Source organism: Stenotrophomonas sp. CASM106, from assembly GCF_049384825.1.
Taxonomy (GTDB): Bacteria; Pseudomonadota; Gammaproteobacteria; order Xanthomonadales; family Xanthomonadaceae; genus Stenotrophomonas; species Stenotrophomonas muris.
The window spans coordinates 107,761-132,270 of the sequence record NZ_JBMRFS010000008.1 but is presented as its reverse complement, the minus strand read 5'-3'; the positions used below and the strand labels follow the sequence as shown (position 1 = coordinate 132,270).

At 68.4% G+C, this 24,510-nt stretch carries 28 protein-coding genes; 16 read left to right on the top strand and 12 right to left on the bottom strand.

The genetic code is table 11. The features are described 5' to 3' along the window. Positions 1 to 7 precede the first annotated feature (7 nt). The 6 genes from VG556_RS17860 to rnfB all read left to right on the top strand — a co-directional run bounded on the left by VG556_RS17860 (position 8) and on the right by rnfB (position 5,632). Positions 8 to 1,078, top strand: a complete 1,071-nt coding sequence (locus VG556_RS17860; protein ID WP_046431895.1) for a serine hydrolase domain-containing protein — start codon at positions 8 to 10, stop codon at positions 1,076 to 1,078. Further along, positions 1,075 to 1,479 carry a VOC family protein gene (locus tag VG556_RS17855; protein ID WP_100450437.1) on the top strand — a complete coding sequence of 135 codons (405 nt, stop codon included), beginning with the start codon at positions 1,075 to 1,077 and terminating at the stop codon, positions 1,477 to 1,479. Before VG556_RS17860 ends, VG556_RS17855 begins: the two co-directional genes overlap by 4 nt. Before the next feature lie 417 nt (positions 1,480 to 1,896). After that, positions 1,897 to 2,340: a DUF2147 domain-containing protein gene (locus VG556_RS17850; RefSeq protein WP_032958676.1), complete on the top strand. Its 444-nt coding sequence runs from the start codon at positions 1,897 to 1,899 to the stop codon at positions 2,338 to 2,340. A 102-nt stretch (positions 2,341 to 2,442) separates the two neighbouring features. Further along, positions 2,443 to 4,524, top strand: a complete 2,082-nt coding sequence (metG, locus tag VG556_RS17845) for a methionine--tRNA ligase (RefSeq protein ID WP_032958673.1) — start codon at positions 2,443 to 2,445, stop codon at positions 4,522 to 4,524. Between the two features lie 78 nt (positions 4,525 to 4,602). Beyond that, positions 4,603 to 5,193, top strand: a complete 591-nt coding sequence (locus VG556_RS17840) for an HAD family hydrolase (protein ID WP_032958670.1) — start codon at positions 4,603 to 4,605, stop codon at positions 5,191 to 5,193. Between the two features lie 25 nt (positions 5,194 to 5,218). Then, complete coding sequence (rnfB, locus tag VG556_RS17835) at positions 5,219 to 5,632, top strand: Rnf electron transport complex subunit RnfB (protein ID WP_032958691.1); 414 nt, start codon at positions 5,219 to 5,221, stop codon at positions 5,630 to 5,632. A gap of 49 nt (positions 5,633 to 5,681) precedes the next feature. On the opposite strand, the gene VG556_RS17830 is transcribed toward rnfB, so the two are convergent. Then, entirely contained in the window at positions 5,682 to 6,029 is a 348-nt protein-coding gene (locus VG556_RS17830) for a RidA family protein (RefSeq protein ID WP_005418155.1), read from the bottom strand. Positions 6,030 to 6,221: 192 nt separating this feature from the next. Between VG556_RS17830 and mprF the strand changes: the two genes are divergently transcribed. Next, a complete protein-coding gene (gene mprF / locus VG556_RS17825; protein ID WP_014647963.1) occupies positions 6,222 to 8,786 on the top strand; it encodes a bifunctional lysylphosphatidylglycerol flippase/synthetase MprF in 2,565 nt (854 codons plus the stop codon). A 124-nt stretch (positions 8,787 to 8,910) separates the two neighbouring features. Here the strand turns inward: mprF and VG556_RS17820 are convergent, their stop codons facing one another. The 4 genes from VG556_RS17820 to VG556_RS17805 all read right to left on the bottom strand — a co-directional run bounded on the left by VG556_RS17820 (position 8,911) and on the right by VG556_RS17805 (position 11,775). Beyond that, positions 8,911 to 10,257, bottom strand: a complete 1,347-nt coding sequence (locus VG556_RS17820; protein WP_238381475.1) for a virulence factor family protein — start codon at positions 10,255 to 10,257, stop codon at positions 8,911 to 8,913. Positions 10,258 to 10,335: 78 nt separating this feature from the next. After that, positions 10,336 to 10,953, bottom strand: coding sequence for a DUF998 domain-containing protein (locus tag VG556_RS17815; protein WP_014647965.1), 618 nt, complete (start codon positions 10,951 to 10,953; stop codon positions 10,336 to 10,338). Continuing rightward, a complete protein-coding gene (locus VG556_RS17810) occupies positions 10,950 to 11,123 on the bottom strand; it encodes an oxidoreductase-like domain-containing protein (RefSeq protein WP_032958663.1) in 174 nt (57 codons plus the stop codon). Before VG556_RS17810 ends, VG556_RS17815 begins: the two co-directional genes overlap by 4 nt. Before the next feature lie 49 nt (positions 11,124 to 11,172). Continuing rightward, positions 11,173 to 11,775, bottom strand: coding sequence for a hypothetical protein (locus VG556_RS17805; protein ID WP_014647966.1), 603 nt, complete (start codon positions 11,773 to 11,775; stop codon positions 11,173 to 11,175). A 229-nt stretch (positions 11,776 to 12,004) separates the two neighbouring features. Here VG556_RS17805 and VG556_RS17800 point away from each other — a divergent pair, with 229 nt between their 5' ends. Continuing rightward, complete coding sequence (locus tag VG556_RS17800; RefSeq protein WP_100450439.1) at positions 12,005 to 13,156, top strand: tetratricopeptide repeat protein; 1,152 nt, start codon at positions 12,005 to 12,007, stop codon at positions 13,154 to 13,156. A 7-nt stretch (positions 13,157 to 13,163) separates the two neighbouring features. Here VG556_RS17800 and VG556_RS17795 read toward each other — a convergent pair whose 3' ends face one another. Continuing rightward, positions 13,164 to 13,499 (bottom strand): zinc ribbon domain-containing protein YjdM, encoded by a 336-nt coding sequence (locus VG556_RS17795; RefSeq protein ID WP_049442344.1) that lies wholly within the window; start codon positions 13,497 to 13,499, stop codon positions 13,164 to 13,166. Between the two features lie 193 nt (positions 13,500 to 13,692). Between VG556_RS17795 and VG556_RS17790 the strand changes: the two genes are divergently transcribed. From VG556_RS17790 to VG556_RS17780, 3 genes are all read left to right on the top strand, one after another. Then, positions 13,693 to 15,054: an Hsp70 family protein gene (locus VG556_RS17790; protein WP_049407984.1), complete on the top strand. Its 1,362-nt coding sequence runs from the start codon at positions 13,693 to 13,695 to the stop codon at positions 15,052 to 15,054. A 229-nt stretch (positions 15,055 to 15,283) separates the two neighbouring features. Beyond that, positions 15,284 to 15,577 (top strand): YkgJ family cysteine cluster protein, encoded by a 294-nt coding sequence (locus VG556_RS17785; RefSeq protein WP_053462562.1) that lies wholly within the window; start codon positions 15,284 to 15,286, stop codon positions 15,575 to 15,577. A gap of 11 nt (positions 15,578 to 15,588) precedes the next feature. After that, on the top strand, positions 15,589 to 15,771 hold the full coding sequence (locus VG556_RS17780; protein ID WP_005410566.1) for a hypothetical protein: 183 nt from the start codon (positions 15,589 to 15,591) through the stop codon (positions 15,769 to 15,771). A 49-nt stretch (positions 15,772 to 15,820) separates the two neighbouring features. Here the strand turns inward: VG556_RS17780 and VG556_RS17775 are convergent, their stop codons facing one another. The 3 genes from VG556_RS17775 to VG556_RS17765 are packed head-to-tail and all read right to left on the bottom strand — an operon-like array spanning position 15,821 to position 17,822. Next, the gene (locus tag VG556_RS17775) at positions 15,821 to 16,702 is read right to left on the bottom strand and encodes a DUF4097 family beta strand repeat-containing protein (protein WP_032958651.1); all 882 of its coding nucleotides are present in this window, start codon (positions 16,700 to 16,702) and stop codon (positions 15,821 to 15,823) included. Between the two features lie 11 nt (positions 16,703 to 16,713). Next, on the bottom strand, positions 16,714 to 17,247 hold the full coding sequence (locus VG556_RS17770; protein ID WP_046431913.1) for a hypothetical protein: 534 nt from the start codon (positions 17,245 to 17,247) through the stop codon (positions 16,714 to 16,716). Beyond that, a complete protein-coding gene (locus VG556_RS17765; RefSeq protein WP_049407981.1) occupies positions 17,244 to 17,822 on the bottom strand; it encodes an RNA polymerase sigma factor in 579 nt (192 codons plus the stop codon). Before VG556_RS17765 ends, VG556_RS17770 begins: the two co-directional genes overlap by 4 nt. 126 nt (positions 17,823 to 17,948) lie before the next feature. On the opposite strand from VG556_RS17765, the gene VG556_RS17760 reads away from it, so the two are divergent. Next, on the top strand, positions 17,949 to 18,128 hold the full coding sequence (locus VG556_RS17760) for a hypothetical protein (RefSeq protein ID WP_014647972.1): 180 nt from the start codon (positions 17,949 to 17,951) through the stop codon (positions 18,126 to 18,128). Positions 18,129 to 18,163: 35 nt separating this feature from the next. Further along, on the top strand, positions 18,164 to 18,757 hold the full coding sequence (locus VG556_RS17755; RefSeq protein ID WP_014647973.1) for a mechanosensitive ion channel family protein: 594 nt from the start codon (positions 18,164 to 18,166) through the stop codon (positions 18,755 to 18,757). Positions 18,758 to 19,297: 540 nt separating this feature from the next. Here VG556_RS17755 and VG556_RS17750 read toward each other — a convergent pair. Together VG556_RS17750 and VG556_RS17745 are read right to left on the bottom strand one after the other, a co-directional pair. Next, positions 19,298 to 19,564 (bottom strand): DksA/TraR family C4-type zinc finger protein, encoded by a 267-nt coding sequence (locus VG556_RS17750; protein WP_032958647.1) that lies wholly within the window; start codon positions 19,562 to 19,564, stop codon positions 19,298 to 19,300. A gap of 170 nt (positions 19,565 to 19,734) precedes the next feature. Beyond that, on the bottom strand, positions 19,735 to 20,292 hold the full coding sequence (locus VG556_RS17745) for a DUF2058 domain-containing protein (protein WP_014647975.1): 558 nt from the start codon (positions 20,290 to 20,292) through the stop codon (positions 19,735 to 19,737). A gap of 62 nt (positions 20,293 to 20,354) precedes the next feature. On the opposite strand from VG556_RS17745, the gene VG556_RS17740 reads away from it, so the two are divergent. The 3 genes from VG556_RS17740 to VG556_RS17730 all read left to right on the top strand — a co-directional run bounded on the left by VG556_RS17740 (position 20,355) and on the right by VG556_RS17730 (position 23,302). Further along, on the top strand, positions 20,355 to 20,855 hold the full coding sequence (locus VG556_RS17740) for a M48 family metallopeptidase (protein ID WP_014647976.1): 501 nt from the start codon (positions 20,355 to 20,357) through the stop codon (positions 20,853 to 20,855). Between the two features lie 47 nt (positions 20,856 to 20,902). Further along, on the top strand, positions 20,903 to 21,601 hold the full coding sequence (locus VG556_RS17735; RefSeq protein WP_046431915.1) for an RNA pseudouridine synthase: 699 nt from the start codon (positions 20,903 to 20,905) through the stop codon (positions 21,599 to 21,601). Positions 21,602 to 21,709: 108 nt separating this feature from the next. Further along, the gene (locus tag VG556_RS17730; RefSeq protein WP_049404698.1) at positions 21,710 to 23,302 is read left to right on the top strand and encodes a phospholipase D family protein; all 1,593 of its coding nucleotides are present in this window, start codon (positions 21,710 to 21,712) and stop codon (positions 23,300 to 23,302) included. A 3-nt stretch (positions 23,303 to 23,305) separates the two neighbouring features. On the opposite strand, the gene VG556_RS17725 is transcribed toward VG556_RS17730, so the two are convergent. After that, the gene (locus VG556_RS17725) at positions 23,306 to 24,382 is read right to left on the bottom strand and encodes an HDOD domain-containing protein (RefSeq protein ID WP_049404700.1); all 1,077 of its coding nucleotides are present in this window, start codon (positions 24,380 to 24,382) and stop codon (positions 23,306 to 23,308) included. Between the last annotated feature and the right edge of the window lie 128 nt (positions 24,383 to 24,510).

The following is a 24,510-nucleotide window of genomic DNA, read 5'->3' as shown; positions in this document are numbered from 1 at the left end:
AGCCGCCATGCGTCCTGCCGTCGCCCTGTTCGCCGCCGTGCTGGGCCTGCTGCCGCTGGCCACCGTTGCCGCACCGGTGCTGGCCCCACCGGATGCGGGCATCGACGGCCTGATGCAGGCCTACGACGGCCAGGTGCCCGGCGCCGCCGTACTGGTGCTGCATGACGGCAAACCGGTATTCCGGCGCGGCTATGGCCTGGCGGTGGTGGAGGACGGCACGGCGGTCACCGCGGCCAGCAACTTCCGGCTGGCCTCGGTCAGCAAGCAGTTCACCGCTGCGGCGGTGTTGCTGCTGGTGGAAGATGGCCGGCTCGGGCTGGACCAACCTGCCCGGCAATGGCTGCCCGAACTGCCCCCGGCTGCGGCCGCCATCACCATCCGCCAGCTGCTCTCGCATACCGGTGGCCTGCCCGACTACGAAGACCTGATGGACCCGGCTGATGCTCGGCAGGTGCATGACGCCGATGTGCTGACCCTGCTGTCGCGCCAGGACCGGCTGAACTTCGCGCCCGGCACGCAGTACCACTACAGCAACAGCGGCTATGCGCTGCTGGCACTGATCGTCGGCCGCGCCTCCGGCCAGGATTTCGCAGCCTTCCTGCAACAGCGCATCTTCCGCCCGCTGGGCATGGCCCACACCGTGGCCCATCAGGACGGCATCGATACCATCGCCGCACGCGCCTATGGCTACAGCTGGATCGATGGCCGTTGGCGGCGCACCGACCAGAGCACCACCAGCGCCGTGCTCGGCGATGGCGGCATCTATTCCTCGCTGGACGACCTGGCCCGCTGGGATGCGGCGCTGTACGACGACCGCCTGCTGTCGAAGGCCTCGCGCCGCGCGATGTTCAGCCCCGCCACATCGACGCCCGAACCGGATGTACCGCACTACGGGTTCGGCTGGCGGCTGAATGGCCCCGTGCAATGGCACAGCGGCGAGAGCATCGGCTTCCGCAACGTGATCGTGCGCCACCCGGAAAAACACCTGACCGTGATCGTTCTGACCAACCGCAACGACCCCGAACCCTATCCGCTGGCGCTGAAGATCGCCCAGCGCTGGCTGGACACCCTGCAATGACCGCCGATTCCGGTGCCCTGCTGGGCATCCACCACGCCGCACTGATCTGCAGCGACTACGCACGTTCAAAAGACTTCTACGTGCGCATCCTCGGCCTGCGCGTGCTGGCCGAGAACCACCGCGCCGCGCGCGACTCCTGGAAGCTGGACCTGGCCCTGCCCGACGGCGGCCAGCTGGAACTGTTCTCCTTCCCCTCGCCGCCGCCCCGTCCCAGCCGCCCGGAAGCCCAGGGCCTGCGCCACCTCGCGTTCCGGGTGACTGCACTGGAACCCTTCATCCAGCGCCTGGCCGCGCATGGTGTCGCCTGCGAACCGATCCGCGTGGACGAGTACACCGGACGCCGCTTCACCTTCTTCGCCGACCCCGACGACCTTCCGCTGGAGTTGTACGAAGCCGGTTGACGTCCCCGGGGGTCAGATCCCTTTTCCGTCGGAAAAGGGATCTGACCCCGCATTCCCACGGTCCGTCTTATCCACGCATGGCATGGATCTGTGTCGACCAAGGTCGACACCCACCAACCGCACCAGCACCGGCAGATCGCCGGAAACTGTCGAAGGCGGGGCATTGTGGGTTTGCGGGGTGTGAGCCGCATGGATGCGGCGACCAAGCCCCCAGGGACGGGTTTGCGGCGGCCCCGCAAACCCACAGTGCCCCGCCATCCCTCAGCAAGTCCGCTTTTGCTGTTGCTCCGGCTGTTGCGGCTGCCTCTGCAGGTGCAGGGCGCAGCCCTGCAAAGCCCCCCTTCCCCATACCCCGCCGAATGGGTATACAGTCGACCCATGCCGGCACCGTGCCGGAATGAACCCTGGGAGGGGACCATGCGCAACACCTTCAAGACCCTGCTGCTGGCACTGCCGCTGTGCCTGGCCGCCCTGTCGGCCCAGGCCGCCGACGGCGCCGCCGGCCGCTGGAAGACCATCGACGACAAGACCGGCAAGGTGAAGTCGATCGTCGAGATCAGCCAAGCCGCCAACGGCACCCTGACCGGCAAGGTGGTCGACATCCTGCACTCGGACAAGGGCCCGAACCCGGTCTGCGATGGCTGTGAAGGCGCCAACAGGAACAAGCCGGTGAAGGGCATGACCATCCTCTGGAACCTGAAGGCCGATGGCGCCAACAAGTGGTCCGGCGGCACCATCCTCGACCCGGCTAACGGCAAGACCTACAAGTCGAAGATGGAGCTGCAGCCGGGTGGCACCAGGCTGGACGTGTCCGGCTGCATCGCCTTCATCTGCCGCGCCCAGACCTGGCAGCGCGAATAAGCGCCCCGGCCCCCGCTTCATCCCCGTGACCCGGCCCCGGCCGGGTCACGTCGTTGCGGGCATGCGATACTCTGCGGTTCCCCTCGGCTTCACCCCGCGACCATGACCCGTACCGCGCTCGTCACCACCGCCCTGCCCTACGCCAACGGCCCGCTGCACCTGGGCCACCTGGTCGGCTACATCCAGGCCGACATCTGGGTGCGTGCGCGGCGAATGAGCGGCGGCAAGGCCTGGTTCGTCTGCGCCGACGACACCCACGGCACGCCGATCATGCTGGCCGCGGAAAAGGCCGGGGTCACCCCGGAAACCTTCATCGCCAACATCCAGGCCAGCCACGAACGTGACTTCGCCGCCTTCGGCGTGGCCTTCGACCACTACGACTCGACCAACTCGGCGGCCAACAAGGCACTGACCGAGCAGTTCTACCTGAAGCTGGAAGCGGCCGGCCACATCAGCCGCCGTTCGGTCGCCCAGTTCTACGACCCGGCCAAGGGCATGTTCCTGCCCGACCGCTACGTCAAGGGCATCTGCCCGAACTGCGGCAGCCCCGACCAGTACGGCGACAACTGCGAAGTCTGCGGCGCGACCTATGCACCGACCGACCTGAAGGAGCCGCGTTCGGTCATCTCCGGCGCCACGCCGGAAATGCGCGATTCGGAGCACTTCTTCTTCGAGGTGGGCCACTTCGATGCATTCCTGCGCGAATGGCTGGCCGGCGATGTCGCCCTGCCGGGCGTGAAGGCCAAGCTGGGTGAGTGGCTCAACGCCGAAGGTGGCCTGCGCGCGTGGGACATCTCGCGCGATGCGCCGTACTTCGGTTTCCAGATTCCCGGCCAGCCGGGCAAGTACTTCTATGTCTGGCTGGATGCGCCGATCGGCTACCTGTCCAGCTTCCAGACCCTGTGCGGCAAGCTCGGCGAGGACTTCGAAGCGCACCTGCGCGCCGGCACCGCCACCGAACTGCACCACTTCATCGGCAAGGACATCGTCAACTTCCACGGCCTGTTCTGGCCGGCGGTGCTGCACGGTACCGGCCACCGCGCGCCGACCCGCCTGCACGTCAACGGCTACCTCACCGTGGACGGTGCCAAGATGAGCAAGTCGCGCGGCACCTTCGTGATGGCGCGTACCTTCCTCGATGCCGGCCTGGAGCCGGAAGCGCTGCGCTACTACTACGCCGCCAAGTCCGGCGGTGGCGTCGACGATCTTGACCTGAACCTGGGTGATTTCATCGCCCGCGTCAACGCCGACCTGGTCGGCAAGTTCGTCAACCTGGCCAGCCGCTGCGCCGGCTTCATCAGCAAGCGCTTCGACGGCCAGCTGGCCGCGCAGCTGCCCGACGCGGCGCAGTACCAGCGCTTCGTCGACGGCCTGGCGCCGATCCGTGAAGCCTACGAGCGCAACGACCCGGCTGCGGCGATCCGCCTGACCATGACCCTGGCCGACGAAGCCAACCGCTACATCGACGACGTCAAGCCGTGGGTCATCGCCAAGCAGGAAGGCGCCGACGTGCAGCTGCAGGCCGTGTGCAGCCAGGGCCTGAACCTGTTCCGCGTGCTGGTCACCGCACTGAAGCCGGTGCTGCCGGCCACCGCCGCGCAGGCCGAGGCCTTCCTGGCCGCGCCGGTCAATGACTGGACCGAACTGGCACAGCCGCTGCTGGGCCACCGCATCACCGACTACACCCCGCTGTTCACCCGTATCGACCCGAAGAAGATTGACGCCATGATCGACGCCTCCAAGGACACCCTGCAGCCGGCCGCCGCTGCCGCCCCCGCCGCCAGGACCGACGCCGCCAAGCCGGCCACACCGGCCCCGGCCAAGGACGACGCGAAGAGCGCCGATGCTCCGGCCTATATCGGCATCGACGATTTCGCCAAGCTCGACCTGCGCATCGGCAAGGTGCTGGTGTGCGAGTTCGTGGAAGGTTCGGACAAGCTGCTGCGCTTCGAACTGGATGCCGGCGAACTGGGCAAGCGCCAGATCTTCTCCGGCATCCGTGGCAGCTACGGCGAGCCGGAAGCCCTGGTCGGTCGCAGCGTGGTGTTCATCGCCAACCTGGCCCCGCGCAAGATGCGCTTCGGCCTGAGCGAAGGCATGATCCTGTCGGCCGGTTTCGACGGCGGCGCGCTGGCGCTGCTGGACGCCGACAGCGGCGCGCAGCCGGGCATGCCGGTCCGCTGATGCCTGCAGCGGGCGCGGCCACCGCCGCGCCTGCCGGCAGCATCGGCCAGCGGAGGCAACGCGATGGGAAGCAATGGAATGGAACTGGCGCTGTTCGACTTCGACCACACCGTGACCACCTGCGATACCTATGGCCGTTTCCTGCGCCGCGTGGCCACCGCCGAACAGCTGGCGCAGGCGTGGTGGAAGGTCGGCCCGTGGCTGGCCGCATACAAGCTGAAACTGATCTCGGCCGAACGCATCCGTGCACGCGTCACCCGCCTGACCTTCAGCAACCGCCACAGCGATGACATCGCCACGCTGGCCGCAGGCTTCTCGCGTGAGTTCCTGCCCGAGGTGGTGCGCCCGGAAATGCTGGAGCAGATCCGCTGGCACAGGGAACAGCAGCATACCGTGGTGATCGTGTCCGGCTCGCTCGACCTGTACCTGCGGCCATGGTGCGAGCAGCTGGGCCTGCAGCTGATCTGCAACCGGCTGGAAAGCCAGGACGGCCGCCTGACCGGTCGCTATGCCGGTGGCGACTGCGGCCCGCGCAAGGTCGAGCACATCCGTCGCCAGTTCGATCTGTCCCGCTACGTGCGCATCCACGCCTACGGTGACAGTTCCGAAGACAAGCCGATGCTGGCGCTGGCCCACGAGCGCTGGTTCCGTGGCAAACCCCTGAAGTAACCCCGACGCGCAGCCTTCGCCACGCATGAGCCTGATCCCGCCCCTGACCGAACGCCTCGACCGCCTGCTGCCGCAGACCCAATGCGGGCAATGCGGCTACGACGGCTGCCGCCCGTATGCGCAGGCGATGGCGCGCGGCGAGGTGAGCGTGGACCGCTGCCCGCCGGGCGGCGATGCTGGCGCGCGCGCGCTGGCGCAGGTACTGGGCGTGCCTGCCATTCCGTTTGATCGTTCGCGTGGCGAACACAAGGTGCCGCAGGTGGCGCTGATCGTGGAAGCCGACTGCATCGGCTGCACCAAGTGCATCCAGGCCTGCCCGGTGGACGCCATCGTCGGCGGCGCCAAGTACATGCACACGGTCATTGCCGATCTGTGCACCGGTTGCGAACTGTGCATTCCGCCGTGCCCGGTGGACTGCATCGAGTTGCTGCCCCTGTAACAGGGTCGGATCCCTTTCCGCGGGAAAGGGATCCGACCCCATCCCGCAGTTACGGCACGGCCGCCGTCACCACGATCTCGACCTTCCACTCGGCGTGGGCCAGCTTGGCTTCGAAGGTTGCGCGGGCCGGGGTCGCGCCCTCGACCACCCACTCGTCCCACGCCTTGTTCATGCCGTCGAAGTCGGCGATATCGGCCAGGAACACTTCCGCGCGCAGCACGTGCTGGCGATCACTGGCGACCAGTGCCAGCAGCTTGTCGATCTCCGCCAGCACCTGCCGGGTCTGCCCGGTGATGTCCTGGCTGGTGTCTTCCGGAATCTGGCCGGAGAGGTAGGCGACCTTGTTGTACACGGTCATTTCGGACATGCGCGGTCCGACGTCGTAACGCTCCATCATGGGCGTGGCTCCTGCGGGTGATCAGGCCTGCATTGTCCTCCAATCCGGTCGACGGTGGGTGCACGGGCACCTTCCGCGACACGTCACTACCGGGCTCCGACGGTCCCACTGGTCAAATGACGATGACAGGCGCACGATGCGCCACGCCCGCGTTGACACCGCCCTCGCCCCTCCTGCCGCACCCTTGCGCCGATGACCGTCCCCGTCGATTCCACCACTGCCCCTTCCACGCCAGCCTGGAAGCGGGTTGCCACCATCGTCATCCCGCTGCTGATCCTCGCCCTGGCCCTGCACGGCCTGGCCAACGAGTTCGACGAGCACGGCTACCGGGCCATCCGCCAGGCGTTCCGGCAGCTCAGTGGCATGCAGATCGCGCTCACCGTGGTACTCGGCCTGGCCAGTTACGCCTGCCTGATCGGCTTCGATGCCATCGGCCTGCGTCGCAGCGGCATCCGCGTGCACCCTGCGCGAGTCGGCATCACCGCGTTCCTTGCGCACACGCTGGGCCAGACCGTGGGCTTTGCCGCGTTGACCGGCGGCGCGGTGCGCCTGCGTGGCTACCGCAGCGCCGGCCTGGACCTGGCGCAGATCGGCCAGGTGGTGCTGATGAGCACGCTCGGCTTCGTGTTCGGGGCATGGCTGCTGATCAGCGTGGCACTGTGCATGGAACCTGCAGCGGCAGCGTTGGCATTGCCATTGAATCCCGATGCCGTGCGCATCGTCGGCATCGTCGCCCTGCTCGCATATCTCGGCACCGTGCTGCTGGTCGGCCGCGATGGACGGCAGTTCAGCGTGTTCGGCCATGCGTTGTGGCTGCCCGACCGCCGCACCATGATCGGCGTCACCGTGCTGAGCGTGATCGAACTGGTGCTGGCCAGTGCCGCGTTCTACGTGCTGCTGCCGGACTCCACGCCGACCGGACTGCCCGGCTTCGTCGGCCTGTACCTGGTGGCCGTGCTGGCCGGCCTGGTCTCGACCGTGCCCGCCGGCCTTGGCGTGTTCGAGTGGAGCCTGCTGAAGCTGTTGCCGCAGGTGGCACCGGCGGCGGTGCTGGCAGCGGCGCTGATCTACCGCGTCACCTACTACGTGCTGCCGCTGGTGCTGGCCACCCTGCTCGCCCTTGCGCCCGCCCTGCGTCAGCCACTGCAGGCCAGCGCCGGGGCAACCCGTGCGGGCTGGAACGCGCTGCGCCCGTGGCTGCCGCAGATCATCGCGCTGGCGGTGTTCAGCATCGGCGCCGCACTGGTCATCGACGGCACGCTGCCGACGCCACGCCGTCACCTGGTCAATGCCTCGCTGCCGATCCTGGAGACCTCGCACCTGATCGGCAGCCTCAGCGGCGTCGCACTGCTGCTGATCGGCCAGGGCCTGGCCCGGCGCAGCCACGCCGCGTGGGTGCTGGCGATGGCGGTGTGCGTGATCACCCCACTGCCGCTGTGGCTGCGGGGTGGCCAACTGTTGATCGCCGTCTCGGCAGTGCTGGTGGCGATGGCACTGTGGGCCGCACGTCGCGAGTTCTACCGCCAGGGCGCGCTGCTGGACGAAGCCTGGTCATGGCCGTGGCTGCGCAACCTCGGCCTGGTGCTGGTCGCGGTCACCTGGCTGCTGTTCTTCACCTACAGCCATGTCGAGTACCAGAACGAGCTGTGGTGGCAGTTTGCGATATCCGGCAACGCACCACGCGCGCTGCGCGCGTTGCTGGTCGTGGCGATCGCGCTGGTGATGTTCGGCCTGGCGCGGCTGCTGCACAGCACGCGCAGCCCGCTGCCAGCCGCCGACGAGGCCACGCTGCAATCACTGGCGCCGGTACTGGCCGGTGCCACCGATACCCAGGCCTGCCTGGTGCTGACCGCCGACAAGGCGGTGCTGCGCGACGAGGCGAAACAGGGCTTCGTGATGATGCAGCGCTACGGCGGTTCGCTGATCGCGATGGGCGATCCGGTCGGCCCGCCGGAGGTCGCCCGCGCATTGATCTGGCGCTTCCGCGAGGAAGCCGACCGGCTCGGCCTGCGCCCGGTGTTCTACCAGGTCGGCGAGTCCTACTGGCAGACCTACCTCGACCTGGGCCTGGGCCTGGTCAAGCTGGGCGAAGAAGCGATGGTGCCGCTGCACGATTTCGGCCTGGAAGGCCGCGAACGTGCGGACCTGCGCCAGGCCTGGAACCGGGGCAAGCGCGGCGGCCTGTCCTTCCGTGTGGCACCGGTGGAGGAAATTCCCAGCCTGCTGCCGCGCCTGCACGCGATTTCCAACGCGTGGCTGGAAGACAAGGCCGGCGACGAAAAGGGCTTTTCGCTGGGCAGCTACGACCCGGATTACCTGGTGCGGTTCCCGGTGGCACTGGTGGAGGCCGAAGGCCAGATCGTGGCGTTCGCCAACCTGTGGCAGGCGCCGGCCGGTGCCGAGCTGTCGGTGGACCTGATGCGCCACGTCAACGAGGCGCCGAAGGGCACGATGGACTTCCTCTTCATCGAGCTGTTCCTGTGGGGCCGCGCGCAGGGCTATGCACGCTTCTCGCTGGGCATGGCGCCACTGTCCGGGCTGGCGCAGCATCGCCTGGCCGGCCGCTGGAACCGCCTGGCCGGCCTGCTGGCGCGGCATGGCGAACGCTTCTACGGCTTCAGTGGCCTGCGCCGCTTCAAGTCGAAGTTCGACCCGCAGTGGCGGCCACGCTATCTCGCTGCGCCCGGTGGCATGCACCTGCCGGCCGCACTGCTGGATGCCACGCGCCTGATCTCGCTGGACCCGCGGCGCAACTGACGCCCCGCACCACCAGGCATACCCGGCGCCACCTGCCGCCCGGTAGGTGTCGACCTTGGTCGACACGCTCATCCCCAAGGCGCCCTCAGCCCCAGCGCCGACCAAGGTCGGCGTCTACCAAGCGCTACATACCGCCCTTGAGGATCACTTCGGCCAAGCGGTCGTAATCACCATTGAAGTGGTGGTCACCCGGCAGCTTCACCTTCTTCACACCGTCATTGGCCGGCAGGTCCGGGCACAGTGCGTCCTCATCCTTGTCGCCGTACACGCACAGCGTCTTCTCCGCCGGCAGTCTGGCCACGTCCGGCGCGATCGGCAGTCCGTCGCCGCCGCCGCCCAGCCAGTTGCTGACGTGGAACTCGAAGTCGGCCTTCTTGCCTACCGACAGCAGCACGATGCGGTCCAGCGCTGCACGGGTATCGGCATCGAGTTGGTTGATGGTCGCCGGCAGCACGTCGGCACCCTGCGAGAAACCGATCAGCATCACCTTGTCGCGGTGCCACTGCTGGCGGTAGTGATCGATGATCTTCTGCAGGTCAGCAGCGAAGCCCTTCGGCGTGCGCTCGCTCCAGAAGTAGCGCAGCGAGTCGATGCCGACCACGGCCACGCCGTGCTCGTTGAGCGACGACGCCACATCCTTGTCCAGGCCGGCCCAGCCACCATCACCGGAGACGAACACGGCCAGCGTGTCGCCGTTGCCGGTCGACGGTACTTCCACCACCGGCAGGCCCTTCAGCGCGGCCGGCGGCGGTGCCAGGCTGACGCCTGCCTGCGCACCCATCACCCGCGCTGCAGCCACCAGGCCCGGTGAGGCATCACCACGCGCCGTGCGCTTGAACTCGCGCGCCATCGCCACCTGCTGCACGAAACCGCTGGCCTCGCCCGCCTTGCAGCCGTGATCACCGGCTGCACTCAACCACGGGAAGTTCAGTTCGGCGGGTTGCAGCGTGTTGCGCTTCACGCCATCGCCGCAGACCATGCGCTCGTGGTTGTGGTCCGGGCAGAAACCAGTGGTGAGCAGGCCGGCGAACACCTGCGTATCGGCCTGCGCAGCCAGCGCATAGGCCATTTCAGCGCCTTCGCCATCGCCGCCGACCAGCGGCAGGTGGTACCCGGGCAGATGCAGCGAGGCCTGCAGCCAGCGCGAGAAATTCTCGACATCGCCGGAACCGAACGAACAGGTCGGGTTGCCTTCGCGCTTGAGCACGCCGCGCAGGTGCGCGATGTCCACGGCGGCGACCATCGCACCGTCGGCACGCAGGGCCTCGATCGGCAGACGGCTGGTATCGCCACCGGGAGTCGGTTCGTGGAACCAGATCACCACCCGCTGCGGGGTACCGGCCGGCATATGCACCGGAATCTGTTCGAACCGCCCGTGGCTGAACTGCTGCACGGTCGCTGCCGCGGTTGCCGGCAGTGCGGCCAGCGCCAGCACCACGCCCATTACCCTGCCCAGCCCTGCACGCTTCATATCGCAGCCCCGATGGAATGCGCACACGATACGCTGCCTCCACGTGCACGGCACGTACCGGTGCAGGCCGTTGGGGTTTCAGCAGGCTGCGGCGCGACGACTGCGCCGATACAGCGCCAGCGCCAGATACAGCAGCCAGCCCACGATCACCACGATCACCACTTTCTGCCCCAGCCCGCGCGGCGGCCCGCCACGCCACAGCACGTGCAGCCACAGCAGCACGAAGGCCAGCCAGGCCCAGCCCCAGAGCAGGCCGGCGGCGGATTGCCAGCCCGGTTCGCGGCGCAGGTACCAGGCCTGCAGCAGCATGCCGACGCTGGCACACAGGAATGCAGTGTTGGCCGCCAACCCGTGGATGAACGGTGCCAGCAGCGGGGTTGCTTCGGGCAGCCAGCTGTCACCGATGGCGACCGTGGCCAGGCCCAGCGCCGAGACCGTGAACAGCAGCGGCGCCGCCGCGCTGCGCCGCGGGCCGATGCTGCCGCGATAAAGGGCGATGCCGAGCAGGGTGATCGCCAGTGCCAGCAGGCAGTACGCCGCACGCAACGCCAGCCCCCACGGCCCGTGCAGGTAGAGGCTGAGCGTGGCCCGCACCCAGTCCAGGTCGGTGCGTGCGAACTGGGTCCACAGCGCGGTAACCAGGAACAGAACCAGGGCTGCCAGCGCCAGCAGCGCCGCCGGACGCGCGCGGCTCATGCGGAGGCCTCCGGGTGCCGCGCCTGCCATTCGGCCAACGCCTTGCGATAGCGCTGCAGCTCGTCGGCATACAGGTCCAGCACGCACAGCGGGCAACCGCTGCCACAGCATTCGTTGGGACCGGGCTCTTCCGGCGGCAGCGGACGGGGATCGGGATCAGGGACGGACACGGTTGGAAGCGGCAATCGGTGGAAACGGGCCCCAGTGTAGCGGGCTGGCTCAGCGACCCAGCTGCCGCCGCAGGTTGTCGCGCGCGGCCGCGTCGAGGCGCTGGTGGAAGAACTCGCTGAGGAAGATGCGCGGTGCGCGCAGCAGGCCCTGCAGGAAACGGCGGCGGCCAGCGCGATACAGGAAGCCCGGCACCACGCCCTTGTACTCTTCGGCCACGCCCCGGTCATAGGCGGTGAACACCGGTTCCGGCGCGGCCAGGATCGCCATGTCGCAGTCCAGGAACAGCGCGGCCTCGGCATCGACATCGTCCGGGCCGAGCGCGCCATGGCGGGCGGTCAGCAGGATCAGCTGCTCGACCCGGGCGGCATCGACAGCGGCGAGTTCCGGCGCCTGCGTGATCGCCTGCAGGGCCATCTGCGCCGAACGTGCTTCGTTGTCCTTTCGCCCCGCCACGTAGATCGCATCGTGGTAGAGCACGGCCAGGTAGACCTCGGCCGGCTGCTGCCAGCCGGGGCCGTCGGCAACCTCCTGGCAGTGCTGCAGCACCGCGCGCACGTGGCCGAAGTGATGGTAGGCGCGTGGTGGCGTTGCATAGCTGTCCTGCAGCGCCTGCCACTGCGCCGGAGCGAGCGTCAGTGGGGAAAAGTCCATGCCCGGATCATCCCGCCTGCGCGGTTGACGGGCAAGCTGTCGCTTTTTTCACCATGCCCTCACAACGCCCTTCGCAGTAAGCCGCAACGCGGTTGTCCACAGCTTTCCCGAGCGCTGGTCCACACCGGTTGTGGATGAACGTGCGGACCGACCAACGGTCGCTGCAGCGGTGCGCGCACAGGTCTACACTCGCCTCAGGCGGGAGCGCCCGCCGCTGCCGGGAGCCGTCATGTACCGTCCTGCCGCCCGATTCGTTCTGCTCGCACTGGCCGCATTGGCAGCACCGTCCGCGATCGCACAGGATCATCCGGGAACGGCCGCGCCGCTGGTCGTTGCCAGCACCGCCACTCCGGCGATGCCGACGCCGCAGCAGGTGTTCGCGATTCCACCGGCGATGCGCGACATGCTGCGCACGCAGGTGATCAATCACGGTTACTCCCGCGAGCAGCGCCTGCAGGCGCTGGTGGAGATGATCTTCGACCGCCACGGCCTGGATCTGCAGTACGACGCCGATGCGACCTTCACCGTCAGCGAGATCTGGCAGCAGCGGCGCGCCAACTGCCTGGCCTTTACCCTGATGTTCGTCGCGCTGGCACGCGAAGCCGGCATCCAGGCACGCGTGCAGGAAGTCGGCCAGGTCGTGTCGTGGTACCAGGACCAGGCCCAGGGCCTGGTCTACAGCGTCGGCCACGTCAATGCCGGGGTCGGCTTCGCCGGCCGCTTCGCCACCGTCGATCTGGATCGCAACGTGCTGTACGACCGCCGCGGGCCGCTGCCGATCAGCCAGGCACGGGCATTGGCACACTTCTACAACAACCGCGGCGCCGAACGCATGGCCAGCGGCGATCTGGTGGGTGCACGCACCTTCTTCAATGCCGCGCTGGCACAGGACAACAGCTTCGCCGCCACCTGGAACAACCTGGGCGTGCTGGAAAACCGTACGGGCGATACCGCCGCCGCGCGCCGGGCATTGGAAACGGCGCTGCGACTGGACGGCCGCCAGGACGCTGCACTGACCAACGCCAGCGCGCTGTACCGGAAGCTGGGCATGATCATGCAGGCGCAGGCGCTGGAGCAGCGCCTGCAGTCGGTGCAGCGCGAGGATCCGTTCGCGCAGTACATGCTCGGCGCCGAGGCCGAACGCGCCGGCCGACTGGATCAGGCGATCCGCTATTACCGGCAGGCCGTGCGCCTGTACGACACCGCACACCAGTTCCACTTCGGGCTGGCGCGGGCCTATTTCCTGGCCGGCCAGCTCAAGCGCGCCGATCGTGAACTGCTGCGCGCGCAGGCGCTGGGCGGTGCCCCGCAGCAGGCGCGCTACCAGGCCAAGCTGGACAGCCTGGCCCGCTGGCGCGCACAGCAGCAGGCCAGGCGCTGAAGGCCGGTCAGGCCTTCTTGAGGAAGCAGGTCTTCAGGACCAGGCCCTTGATCTTCTCCGAGTTGCCTTCGATGTGCTCGGCATCGTCCTCGACCAGGCGGATGTTGCGGATCACGGTGCCCTGCTTGAGCGGGATCGAGGAACCCTTCACCTTCAGGTCCTTGATCACGGTGACGGTGTCACCGGCCTGCAGGGTATTGCCGTTGCTGTCACGCACGACCAGGGTCGAACCGGCACTTTCCTCGGCGGTCCATTCGAAGCCGCAGTCGGCGCAGATCCACAGCGCGCCATCGGCATAGGTGTTTTCCAGGGTGCACTGCGGGCAGGCGGGGGCAGAAGACATCAGCAAGTACCTCAAAGTGAATCAACAGCCGCCATTGTAACCGCCCGGCTCGCCTGCCCTTTTCCGGGCGCCGCCCGGCTCCCGGCTTGACCCGATCCGGCCTCCCGGTACGGAATGGGAGGCCGCAGGAACTTGCAGTCGGCGGCGAACTGCAGCAGAGTGCGCGGCCCCTGATCGCCCCCCGGAACTCCCCATGCGCCTCGGCATCGACTTCGGTACCAGCAACTCCGCCGCCGCCATCGTGCATGAGGGAACACTGCTGCCGATCCGCTTCGGCGACGCCGAGCAGTTCCGCACCAGCGTGTACTTCCCCGGCGTGGTGCCCGACCCGGACGACTTCCAGCTCGACGACGGCCAGGAACACCAGCTGCAGCAGATGATCGACAGCGCCGCGCGCGCGGCGCGCGCCGCCGGCCAGGAACGCACGCCGCAGGCGCTGCGCCGCGAAGCCCTGCGCGCGCTGCGCCGGGAATGGATGGAAGCCCGCGCCGGCAAGGAACGCAGCGCCAACGACCTGCTGCAGAACGCGGTCTACGGCGACGAAGCGCTGGAAGCCTATTTCGAGGAACACGAAGGCAACCTGGTGCAGAGCCCGAAGTCGATGCTCGGCTACAACCTGCACCCGCGCGCGAAGCAGACCATCACCGGCATCGCCGCGCACATCCTCGAACACATCCGCCTGACCGCCAGTGCCCAGCTCGGCCGGCCGCTGCGCGCCGCCCTGCTCGGGCGCCCGGTGCAGTTCCGCAGTTCGATCGGCGCAGCCGGCAACGACCAGGCGCTGGACATCCTGCGTGAAGCGGCCACCCAGGCCGGCTTCGACCAGGTTGATTTCCTCGAGGAGCCAGCCGCGGCGGCCATGCATTACCACGCCGAAAGCCGCGAGCGGCACCAGGCGGTGATCGTCGATATCGGCGGCGGCACCACCGACATCGCCCATGCCGAAGTCGGCGGCGACGACGCCCCGCGCATCCACCGCGCCTGGGGTATCGCCCGCGGCGGTACCGACATCGACCTGGCGCTGAGCCTGTCCAGCTACATGCCGCTGTTCGGCCGCGGCATCACCCGCGTGCCGGCCCACCACTACGTGGAAGCGGCCACCGTGCAGGACATGACCCGCCAGCGCGAATTCCGCCTGCACAAGTACGACCATGTCGACGCGCCCTGGGGCGACCGCCTGCAGGCCCTGCAGGACACCGGCAACACCGCCCGCCTGTACCGTGACGTCGAACGCGCCAAGATCGCCCTCAGCGCTGCCAGCGAGCACCGCAGCACGCTGGACTACATCGCCCGCGACCTGCATGCCGACAGCAGCGCCGACGGCCTGGCCGCCGCCGCCCATGGCTACCTGGAGCAGATCCGCGAGCTGCTGGCCCAGGTCCGCAGCGACATCGGCGGCGACCCGGATGCCGTGTTCCTGACCGGTGGCATGTCCCGCGCCGGCTACCTGCGCCAGGCGGTGGCGGCCGCCTTCCCGGGCGCCCGCATGGTCCACGGCGAGCCCTCGCTGGGCGTGGTCCAGGGCCTTGCGCTGGCGGCAGCCAGCCAGGATTAACAAAACGTTACGCGGTCTAAGTTACTCTTGGTCGGCTAGAACCCTGCTGCCCCTTCCACCGGCCATGCCGGTGTGTGTCCACGGTGCAGCCTGGCCCGCCCAGCGGGCCTAGCGGCCATGCCTTCCTGGCTCGTTCATGGTCCGCGCAGCACCTGAGCCGCCATTGAGACCCGCTTTGGGCACCCGCCAGGCCCCTGAGGCCTTACAACCTGACGCAGCACCTGCACCCATCGACTGCCGCCGTTGTGACGCGGTCTGTTGCCGGTTGCCCGTGCTGCTGCAGCCCGGCGACCACGTGCCCGGCCAGTTCCTGTCACGCGACACCCACGGCCGTGCCGTGATGGCGCGCAACGAGGAAGGCTGGTGCGCGGCGATCGATCCCTATCACCTGCGCTGCACGATCTATTCGCAGCGCCCGGCGATCTGCCGCCAGTTCTCGATGGGCGGCGATGACTGCCGCCGCGAGCGGCAGGACTACCTGCGCCAGGCCGATGCCTGGGCGCTTTCCTCCCCTTCCACCTGACAGGAGCAACCATGCCCCGCAAGGCAAAGACCCCCGCGAAGGCCAGCAACAGCATCCGCAGCGAACGCAAGGGCGCGGCCGCCAGCACCGTGGTCAGCAGCGATTCGATCGCTTCGGACCTGGCAGCGTTCCGCAAGGCCGGTGGCAAGATCGAAGTCCTCGGCACTACCTGGGCGCTGAAGAAAGCCAGCTGACCCAGCTCCGACCGCGGCGGCGCTGCCGCCGCGGCCTGCCGGACCGCGCTCAGCGATCCAGGCGTACCCGCACACTGCCCGAATGCGACTGGATGCGGATGTCACCGTCGCCATTGCCGAGCCGAGTATCGAGATGGCTGCCGGGGCCGTAGCGCGGCCGTTCCACCTGGCCGGCGTCGCTGTTGATCGACCCGCTGAAGCTGTTCACCGACAGCTGCGCCGAAACCGTGCGTGGCAGGCGCAGGTTGACCGACGCGCTCACCGATTCGACATTGATACGGCCCCCCGGCGCCAGCCCGGCCGCCGACAGGTCGATGCTGCCCGACACGGTTTCCACCGCCAGCCGCTGCACCCGCCCGGCATCGACCTCGACCCGGCCGGATACCGTCTGTGCACCGATGTCACCGGACACGCCGCCGCCGGCTTCGATGCGGCCACTGACCGTGTTCACGTCCAGCTTCGGCGTCTGCAGGCGCGCGATGACACCGCCGCTGACCGTATTGAGCTTGCTGTCGCCGCTGCGACCGGAGGCGCTCAGGCTGCCGCTGACCGTGTCGGCCTGCAGGCGGCGCACATCGATGCCGCTGATGTCCTGGCTGGCACTGACCGTACTCAGCAGCAGTTCCACCGAGCGCGGCACGTTCAGCACCAGCGTCGCGCCGCCGTTGTTGTTGCGACGCGGATACTCGATCTCCCAGCGCACGCGGTTGGCACTCTTCTCCTGGCGCAGCTGCAGGCCATCGCTTAGCGTACCGGTGAGCTGCACGTCGTTGCGGTCCCAGCCACGCACGCTCACTTTGCCGGCCACGTTGCTCAGTTCGATGCGGCCGCCGGCGGCCAGGTTGTGGCGCTCGTCGATCCGTGTGTCAGCCAGGGCCACCGCGGGCAGCAGCAACAGCGCGGCGCAGCAGGTCATCAGGGTTCGTGTCATCGGGGGTCTCCTCAGGTCGTCAGGCCGGACTCGGCGGCATAGGCCGCCTGCCGGGTCAATTCCAGCCGCAACGCATAGGTGCGCTTGAGCTGGCCAAGCAGATGCGGCGCGCGTGGATCCTGCGCCAGCGCGGCCCGGATCTGTGCCGCGCTTTCATCGAGTTCGTGCAGCGCCGGCTGCCATTCCGGCGCCCGGCCTGCGGGCAACGAGGCCACTGCCTGCTGGTACTGCTCGGTCATCGCCGCGGCCTGCAGTTGCAGGGTAGACGGCACCGGCGCGTCCGGTTGCGCATGGCGCCACGGCGCCACCGCGTAGAGCGCCAGGCTTGCGGCCAGTGCGGCCCCCACCGGCAACCACCAGCGCCGGCGCGAACGCCCCGGCAGCACCACCACGTTGCCGGTCGGCGCAGGCGCCGCCTGTGGTTCACGCGGCGGCAGCTGCGCCGACAACCGCGCCCAGCCATCGGCGGGCAGGCCGCGTTCGGAAGGCAGCGCGCGCAGTCGGGCCACCAGATCGTGGTCGGAATCGTGTTCGTGTGTACTCATGTCATGTCTCCCAGCCGTGCGCGCAACAGGCCGCGCGCACGATGCAACTGTGCCTTGGAGCTGCCGACGGCCATCTGCAGCTGCGCGGCGATCTCCTGGTGTTTCCAGCCCTCGATGTCATGCAGCACCAGTACCGCGCGCGCCCTCGGCGGCAGCGTCGCCAGCGCGCGCTCCAGGTCGCGCTCGGTACCGGCGCAGCGGTCGTGTACGGCCAGTTCCTGCAGTCCTGCGTCCACATCATCAAGACTGTCGTGGTCCTGCCCGGCGGCGCGCCCACGCAGTTCCATCAGCGCAGCGTTGACGCCCAGGCGATGCAGCCAGGTCGACAGGCTGCTCTCGAAACGGAACCCCGGCAGCGCCTTCCACGCCTGCAGGAAGGCTTCCTGCAAGGCGTCTTCGGCACGCGCCTGCTGGCCCCCGCACAGCCGCCACAGCACGGCGAACACGCGCGGTGCATGCCGCCGGTACAGCAGTTCATAGGCCAAGGTATCGCCGGCGGCGGCCGCCCGCACCAGGGCGGGTTCATCGACGGCGTCGTGGGCGGCAGGCGGCGCGGGCATGGTGGTGTCGAGCATATCGCTTGGATGCGGCGGCCCGGGAAAAGGTTTAGAGCCGGACGACGATCACTGCCGTGCAACCTTTTCGACACCTGCTGCATCCATGGAAGGTCCTTCGCGAAATTGCCGTCCAGGAGTCCTGCCATGTCCAGCCCAACCTGCGCCGCCCTGCTGGTGATCGCCGCCTGCGTCGTGCTGCAGGCACTGGGCCTGTCGCTGCAGCTGCACCCCGGTAACGGCCGTGCCTGCCTGCAACAGCACCGCCAGGCGCTGGTGTGCCTGGCCTGGGCCCCGGCGGTCGAATCCCCGGCACGCGCCGGGTAACATCGAAGGTCGTTATTGCCACCTGTTGTCGCCCCATGATGTTGTCGCTGAAGGATCACCTGCCGCCCTGGACCCACCCGTGGTTGAACTACGCCGGCGTCGCCCTGCAGATCGTAGGGGTGCTTCTGGTCGCGTGGCTCCTGCGCGTGCTCGCCCGGCGCCTGATCCGCCGCTTCGCCGAGCACTACACGTTGCCGCCCGAGATGGTGATGGGCGCGCGCCGGATCACCAGTTTCGTGGTCTATTTCAGTGCCCTGCTGTACATCCTCAGCCTGCTCGGCGCGAAGCCCTCGGTGCTGTGGACCGCGTTCACCGGCTTCGCGGCCGTGGGCGCGGTGGCCTTCTTCGCGGCCTGGAGCGTGCTGTCCAACATCTTCTGCACGCTGCTGATCTTCACCACCCGCCCGTTCCGCCTGCACGACTACATCGAGGTGCTGGAGAACGGCGAGAAGCCGGGCCTGAAGGGCCGGGTGATCGACGTGAACCTGATCTACACCACGCTGCAGGAGACCGGCGAGGGCCACGAGGGCACGGTGCTGCAGCTGCCGAACAACCTGTTCTTCCAGCGCACGGTACGGCGCTGGCGTGACCCGGCGCAGGCCCCCGGCGGCATCCAGGGCGACGGTTGAGGGTGGAGTTTTCGGCAGGGCTGCGCCCTGCACCTGCAGAGGCCGAAGCCGAAGCCGAAGCAAGATCAAGAGCGGCATTCCGTGGGATGGCGGGGCGGTGTGGGTGGTCAGGACACGCCGTAAACCCCCCTCCGGGGTCCGGCCCAGCCGCTGGCGGCTGTGCGTTCGGGCGCTTGCGAAGCAGTGCTTCGCAAGCAAAGCGCCCTCACCCATGGGGGCTCGATGGCGCCATCCATGGCGCCAACGGTCCTACCCACCCACACCGCCCCACCTCTGACAGATTCCGCGCGCTGTTGGTGGGTGCCGACCGTTGGTCGGCACATCTGTCAGATATCGATAGTCAAAATTGGATCCGACCCCGTGCCGACCAACGGTCGGCACCCACCATCAGGAGCAGGTTCCAACAGATCGCGGAAATCTGTCGAAGGCGGGGTGGGTCCGGTTGAGGGGGGGCCAGATCAGTGAGCGCCATGGATGGCGCCTTTGATGTTGACGTTGCTTCTGCAGGTGCAGGGCGCAGCCCTGCAATAAAACACCCGTTTACCTCAGCTGGCTGTCCTTGCTGCCACGCCGGTTGTACCCGGCATGCGCCTGGTCTTCGTCGTCCCGCGCCTGCTGGCACGCAACGCACAACCGCACACCAGGCACAGCCTGGCGCCGCGCCAACGGGATCGGCGCGTCGCATTCCTCACAGTGTTCCAGGCCGGGGCCGTCGCGCAGCTGTCGCCGCGCGCGGGCGATCGCATCATCGACAGTGGCGTCGATCTGGTCCTGGACCGCGCCGTCTCCTGCCCAACCGGTGGCCATGGCTATCCTCCGCAGGTGTGTCGCCCGATATGGGGACGATACACCCCGGCAAAAAGGAAGGCCTTCATGTAGAGCCGGGCCATGCTCGGCTGCTCTTCAGGATGCCAAACAGAACGCCGACGGATCCGATCAGGCCGATTGCGGCTTAATCCCCTCCGTCCCCTTTTTGCTTACCAGACCAGGTCGTCGGGCACCTGGAACTGCGCGTAATAGGCGTCGTCTTCTGCGTTGCCGGTGGAGATCTCGGCGGTCGAGCCCGGCTGGCCGTGGTCGACGATGATTGCTTCGGGTGCGCGTTCACGCACCTTTTCGGCGGCGGCGCGGGGCAGCAACGCATAGCCCTCGCCGTGGGCGACGATGACCAGCACGCCCACCGACAGCGCCTTGCGCAGCTTGGGGTCGATCAGCAGGGTACGGATCGCCGCGCCATCGCTGAAGCGGTACTCGTCGTCGCCCTTGTGGGGTACGGCATGGGCCGTGATGATCTGCCTGGCCTGGGCCTTCTGTTCAGCCTGCCTGGCCTGGGCATTGCGTTCGGCGGCCAGTGCGCGGTCGCGCTCGACCTTCTCGGCGCGGGCACGTTCAGCCTCGCGCTGGACCTCGGCCGAGGTCGATTCGGCCTTGCCCTGGCGGGCCTTGGCCTGCTCGCGTGCGGCGGCGCTGGCCTGCGACTTCTTGGCCAGGCCGGCCTTGAGCAATTGTTCCTGCAGCGCGTTGGGCTTTGCCATGGTCGGTGCGTACCGCGTGTAATCTTGGATGCCCCATTCTACCGACGCCCCGCCGGCCCTGCATGGCAGTCCTGAAGTACCTCACCGGTTATCCCGAACCCCTGGTTGCCCAGGTCAGCGAGCTGCTGGCGCAGGGCAGGCTCGGCCCCTGGCTGCAGCAGCGCTACCCCGACCCGCACGAGGTGCGCAGCGACCGCCAGCTGTACGACTACACCCAGGAGCTGAAGGACCGTTACCTGCGCAAGTCGGTGCCGCTCAACAAGGTCTGCTACGACAATACGCTGGAAGTGATCAAGCACGCGCTGGGCACCCACACCGCCATCTCCCGCGTGCACGGCGGCCGCCTCAAGGCCAGCCGCGAGATCCGCATCGCGACCGTGTTCCGCCAGGCACCCGCGGCGTTCCTGCGCATGATCGTGGTGCATGAGCTGGCCCACCTGAAGGAAGCCGACCACAACAAGGCCTTCTACCAGCTGTGCCAGCACATGGAGCCGGACTACCTGCAGCTGGAGTTCGATACCCGCCTGTACCTGACCGAGCTGGCCAACCGCGGCCAGCGCTGACCGGCCGCAGCAGCTACACTGCGCGCCCCCTGCCCGACCTGCCTGCCATGGAACCGATCCGTCTCGACAAACGCCTGTCCGCCCTGCTCGGCATCCCGCGCGGCGAAGCGCGGCGCTACATCGAAGGCGGCTGGGTCACGGTCAACGGCGACGTGGTGGAACAGCCGCAGCGCCCGGTCGATGGCAGCGCGGTGATCGTGGTGGCCGAACAGGCCAGCGATGAAAAGGCCGAGCGGGTCAGCATGCTGCTGCACAAGCCGGCCGGTGTCGCCGCCGAAACCCTGTGTGCCCTGGTCAGCAGTGACAGCCGCAGCGAACTTGATGCCAGCGACATCCGTCCGTTGCAGCGTCACTTCCACGGCCTGCAGCTGGCCGCCTCGCTGCCGGCCAGCGACAGCGGGCTGGTGGTGGTCAGCCAGGATCCGGCCACGCTGGCCCACCTGCAGCGCAACCTGGGCCGTACCGAGCAGGAATACCTGATCGAAGTGGCCGAAGGCGGTCCCGAGCGCGGGCCGTGGCTGATGGCGCGGCTGCAGCAGGAATCGGGCGGCGCCAAGGTCAGCTGGCAGAGCGAGCAGCGCCTGCGCTTCGCCGGCAAGGGTCTGACGGCCAAGGGGCTGCGTGTGGCGGTCAGCGCCGCCGGCCTGCAGGTCACGGCCGTGCGCCGCCTGCGTATCGGACGCGTGGCGCTGGGGCCGCTGCCGCCGGGGCAGTGGCGCTACCTGGGCAGCGACGAGCGGTTCTGAGGTGTGCGGGTCAGGGCCCTTTCCCGTGGAAAGGGATCCGGGGGTCGGATCCCGTGCCGAAGGCAAGGGCTCTGACCCCGTATCGATCCTGCAGGCATTCCTTCACGCATGGCGTGGCTCTACCATCGGGGCATGAGCCTGCCCAAGCCGCTGTGGCGACGCCTGCTGCGTGTTGCTGCGATCATCCTCGCCGTGCTGGTGCTGCTGGTCCTGTCCGGGCTGCTGCTGGCCGACCATCTCACGCCGCAGGCGCATGGCGCGCCTTCGCACGTGCTGCCGCTGCAGCCGGCACAGACCCGCATCGACCAGCAGATCGTGCCGCTGCAGGCGGCCCATCCCGGCCAGTCGGGCGTGGCCTTCCTCAGCGATGGTATGGATGCCTTCGCCGCCCGCGCGATGATCACCACCCAGGCCGGCCGCAGCCTGGACCTGCAGTACTACATCTGGCACGACGACCTGATCGGCCACCTGATGGCCAAGGCGCTGTATGACGCCGCCGAGCGCGGCGTGCGCGTGCGCATCCTGCTCGATGACATGAATGCCAAGGACAAGGACGCGCTGATGATGGCGCTCGATGCCCATCCGAACATCGAGATCCGCCTGTACAACCCGTTCCGCAACCGGACCGGCATCCTGCGCATGGTGGAGATGGTGCAGCGCTTCTTCAGCGTGAACCACCGCATGCACAACAAGAGCTGGATCGCCGATGGCCGCGTCGCGATCGTCGGTGGCCGCAACATCGGCGAGGAGTACTTCAGCGCGCGCACCGACGTGAACTTCCAGGATCTGGACCTGCTGGTCGCCGGCCCCGCCGTGGAGCAGGCCAACCGGATCTTCGACGACTACTGGAACAGCGAAACCGCCATTCCGGTATCCGCGCTTGCCTTCCATACCGACGCACAACTGCGCCTGCTGGTGCGCGAATCGGACCACGAGGCGCAGCGGGACGTGGCCCGCCCCTACCTTGCGCGCGTGGCCGAATCACGCCAGCGGCAGCGCCCGAGCCCCGAGCCGTTGCACTGGAGCGGTGCCGTGCGCATCGTGTCGGACCCGCCGATGAAGCACCGCAGGGATGATCGCGCCACCTGGCTGGTGTCGACCCTGATCAGCGAGCTGCAGGCCGCCCGGCACAAGGCCCTGTTGATCTCGCCCTACTTCGTGCCCGGCAACGAGGGCCTCGATGGCTTTTCGGCAATGGCCGGGCGGGGCGTGCAGGTGGGCGTGGTCACCAACTCGCTGGCCGCCAACGACGTCGCCGCCGTGCACGGGGGCTACATGGGCTACCGCGTGCCACTGCTGGAAGCGGGCGTCCACCTGTACGAGCTGAAGGCACAGGGTCAGTCGGGCGATGCCGGCGTGTTCGGCAGCAGCGGCGCGAGCCTGCACACCAAGGCATTCCTGATCGATGACCGCCGCGGTTTCGTCGGCTCCTTCAACCTGGACCCGCGCTCGGCCTACCTGAACACTGAAATGGGTGTGCTGTTCGACGATCCGGTGCTGGGTACACAGCTGCGGGACGAATACCTGCGCCTGGCTGACCCCAGGCACAGCTGGTGGCTGGCACTGGACGACCGCCGCCGGTTGCGCTGGCTGGAGCGCGAACCGCCCCCCCACTGGGTGGAGGCCGAGCCAGGGGCAACGGCGCGCAAGCGCTGGTTGTCGCGGGTGATCAGCTGGCTGCCGGTGGAATCGCAGCTGTAGCGCTCAGGACGCCGGAGCGGCCTCATCCTGTCCGGCCTCATCCAGCGTTTCCACGTTGCGCCCATGCAGGCGCCGCCAGATCCAGCGCAATGCATGCGGCGGTGCCGAGGGCAGCTGCTCCAGCAGGGCCAGCATGCGGCTCTGGCTGGCATGCCCATGGCGGCACAACAAGCTGGCCGCTGCGGCCGCGCTCGCCAGGCGCAGGCTGTCGGCCAACGATCCTTCCGCATCCACCGCCAAGGCCTGGTGAACCGGCTCAGGCAACTCCCATGCGGCAGCGACCCGCTGCGCCAGCGGCAACGACCACTGCTGCAACAGCTGCAGGGCCAACGCCGGCTCCACGGGCTCGCCACGGGCCTGTGCCTCCTGCAGCAGCTGGCGCATCACCAGCGCCGCACCCAGCCCCTGCACCAGGCCCAGCCACTGCGCGGCGAAGGCATCGCCGAAGGTGACCGTGCGTGCGTGGTCGGCCGCTGCACGCGATGCCAGCAGTGCGTGCTCCCAGATGATCGCGCTGAACTGCGGGAACACCTCGCATTGCACCTGCATCACCGGCTGCACCAGTACCGCACTGATGATCTGGCGCACGCCCTCGGTGCCGACCAGGGTCACCGCCCGCTGCAGGCTCTCTACCGGGCGCTCGTGGACCTTGTAGGCCGGGCTGTTGGCGATGCGCAGCAGGTTGCCGGTCAGCACCGGATCCTGGCCGATGATCGCGGCCATCACCCGGGCCGAGGCGGCATCGTCGTTGACGGTCTGGATCAGCTGCGGCAGCAGCTGCGGCCGGCGGGGCAGCTGCCTGGCCGCCCAGTCGCGGTCCTGCAGCGCGCGCGCCACCGCCTCGCCCAGGCCTGGGTCCTGCACCGGCGTTGGCTCGCCGGCCAGCCGTGGGTACAACGCAAGCGCATGCAGCCCGCGTTGCAGGTGAGCGGCGATCTCCGGCGACGGCAGCGCCTCGCCCTGCAGGCTTGCGGCTGCGGCGGCCACCGCCTGGCGGGATGCGGCAACCAGCCGCGCCGGTGCCGCCCCGGTCGAACGTGTCAGCCAGCCGCGCAGCGATCGCCACCATGCCGCTGTCATCGCCGCCCGTCCTGTCGTTGTGATGCCCTTGCCGTCACTGACCGCCCTGCCTCTTCACGCCCATCCGGCCACCCGCCGTCGTCGCAGCATCGGCCGCACTTTCATCTTCTTTAACCTGACGGCCGCCG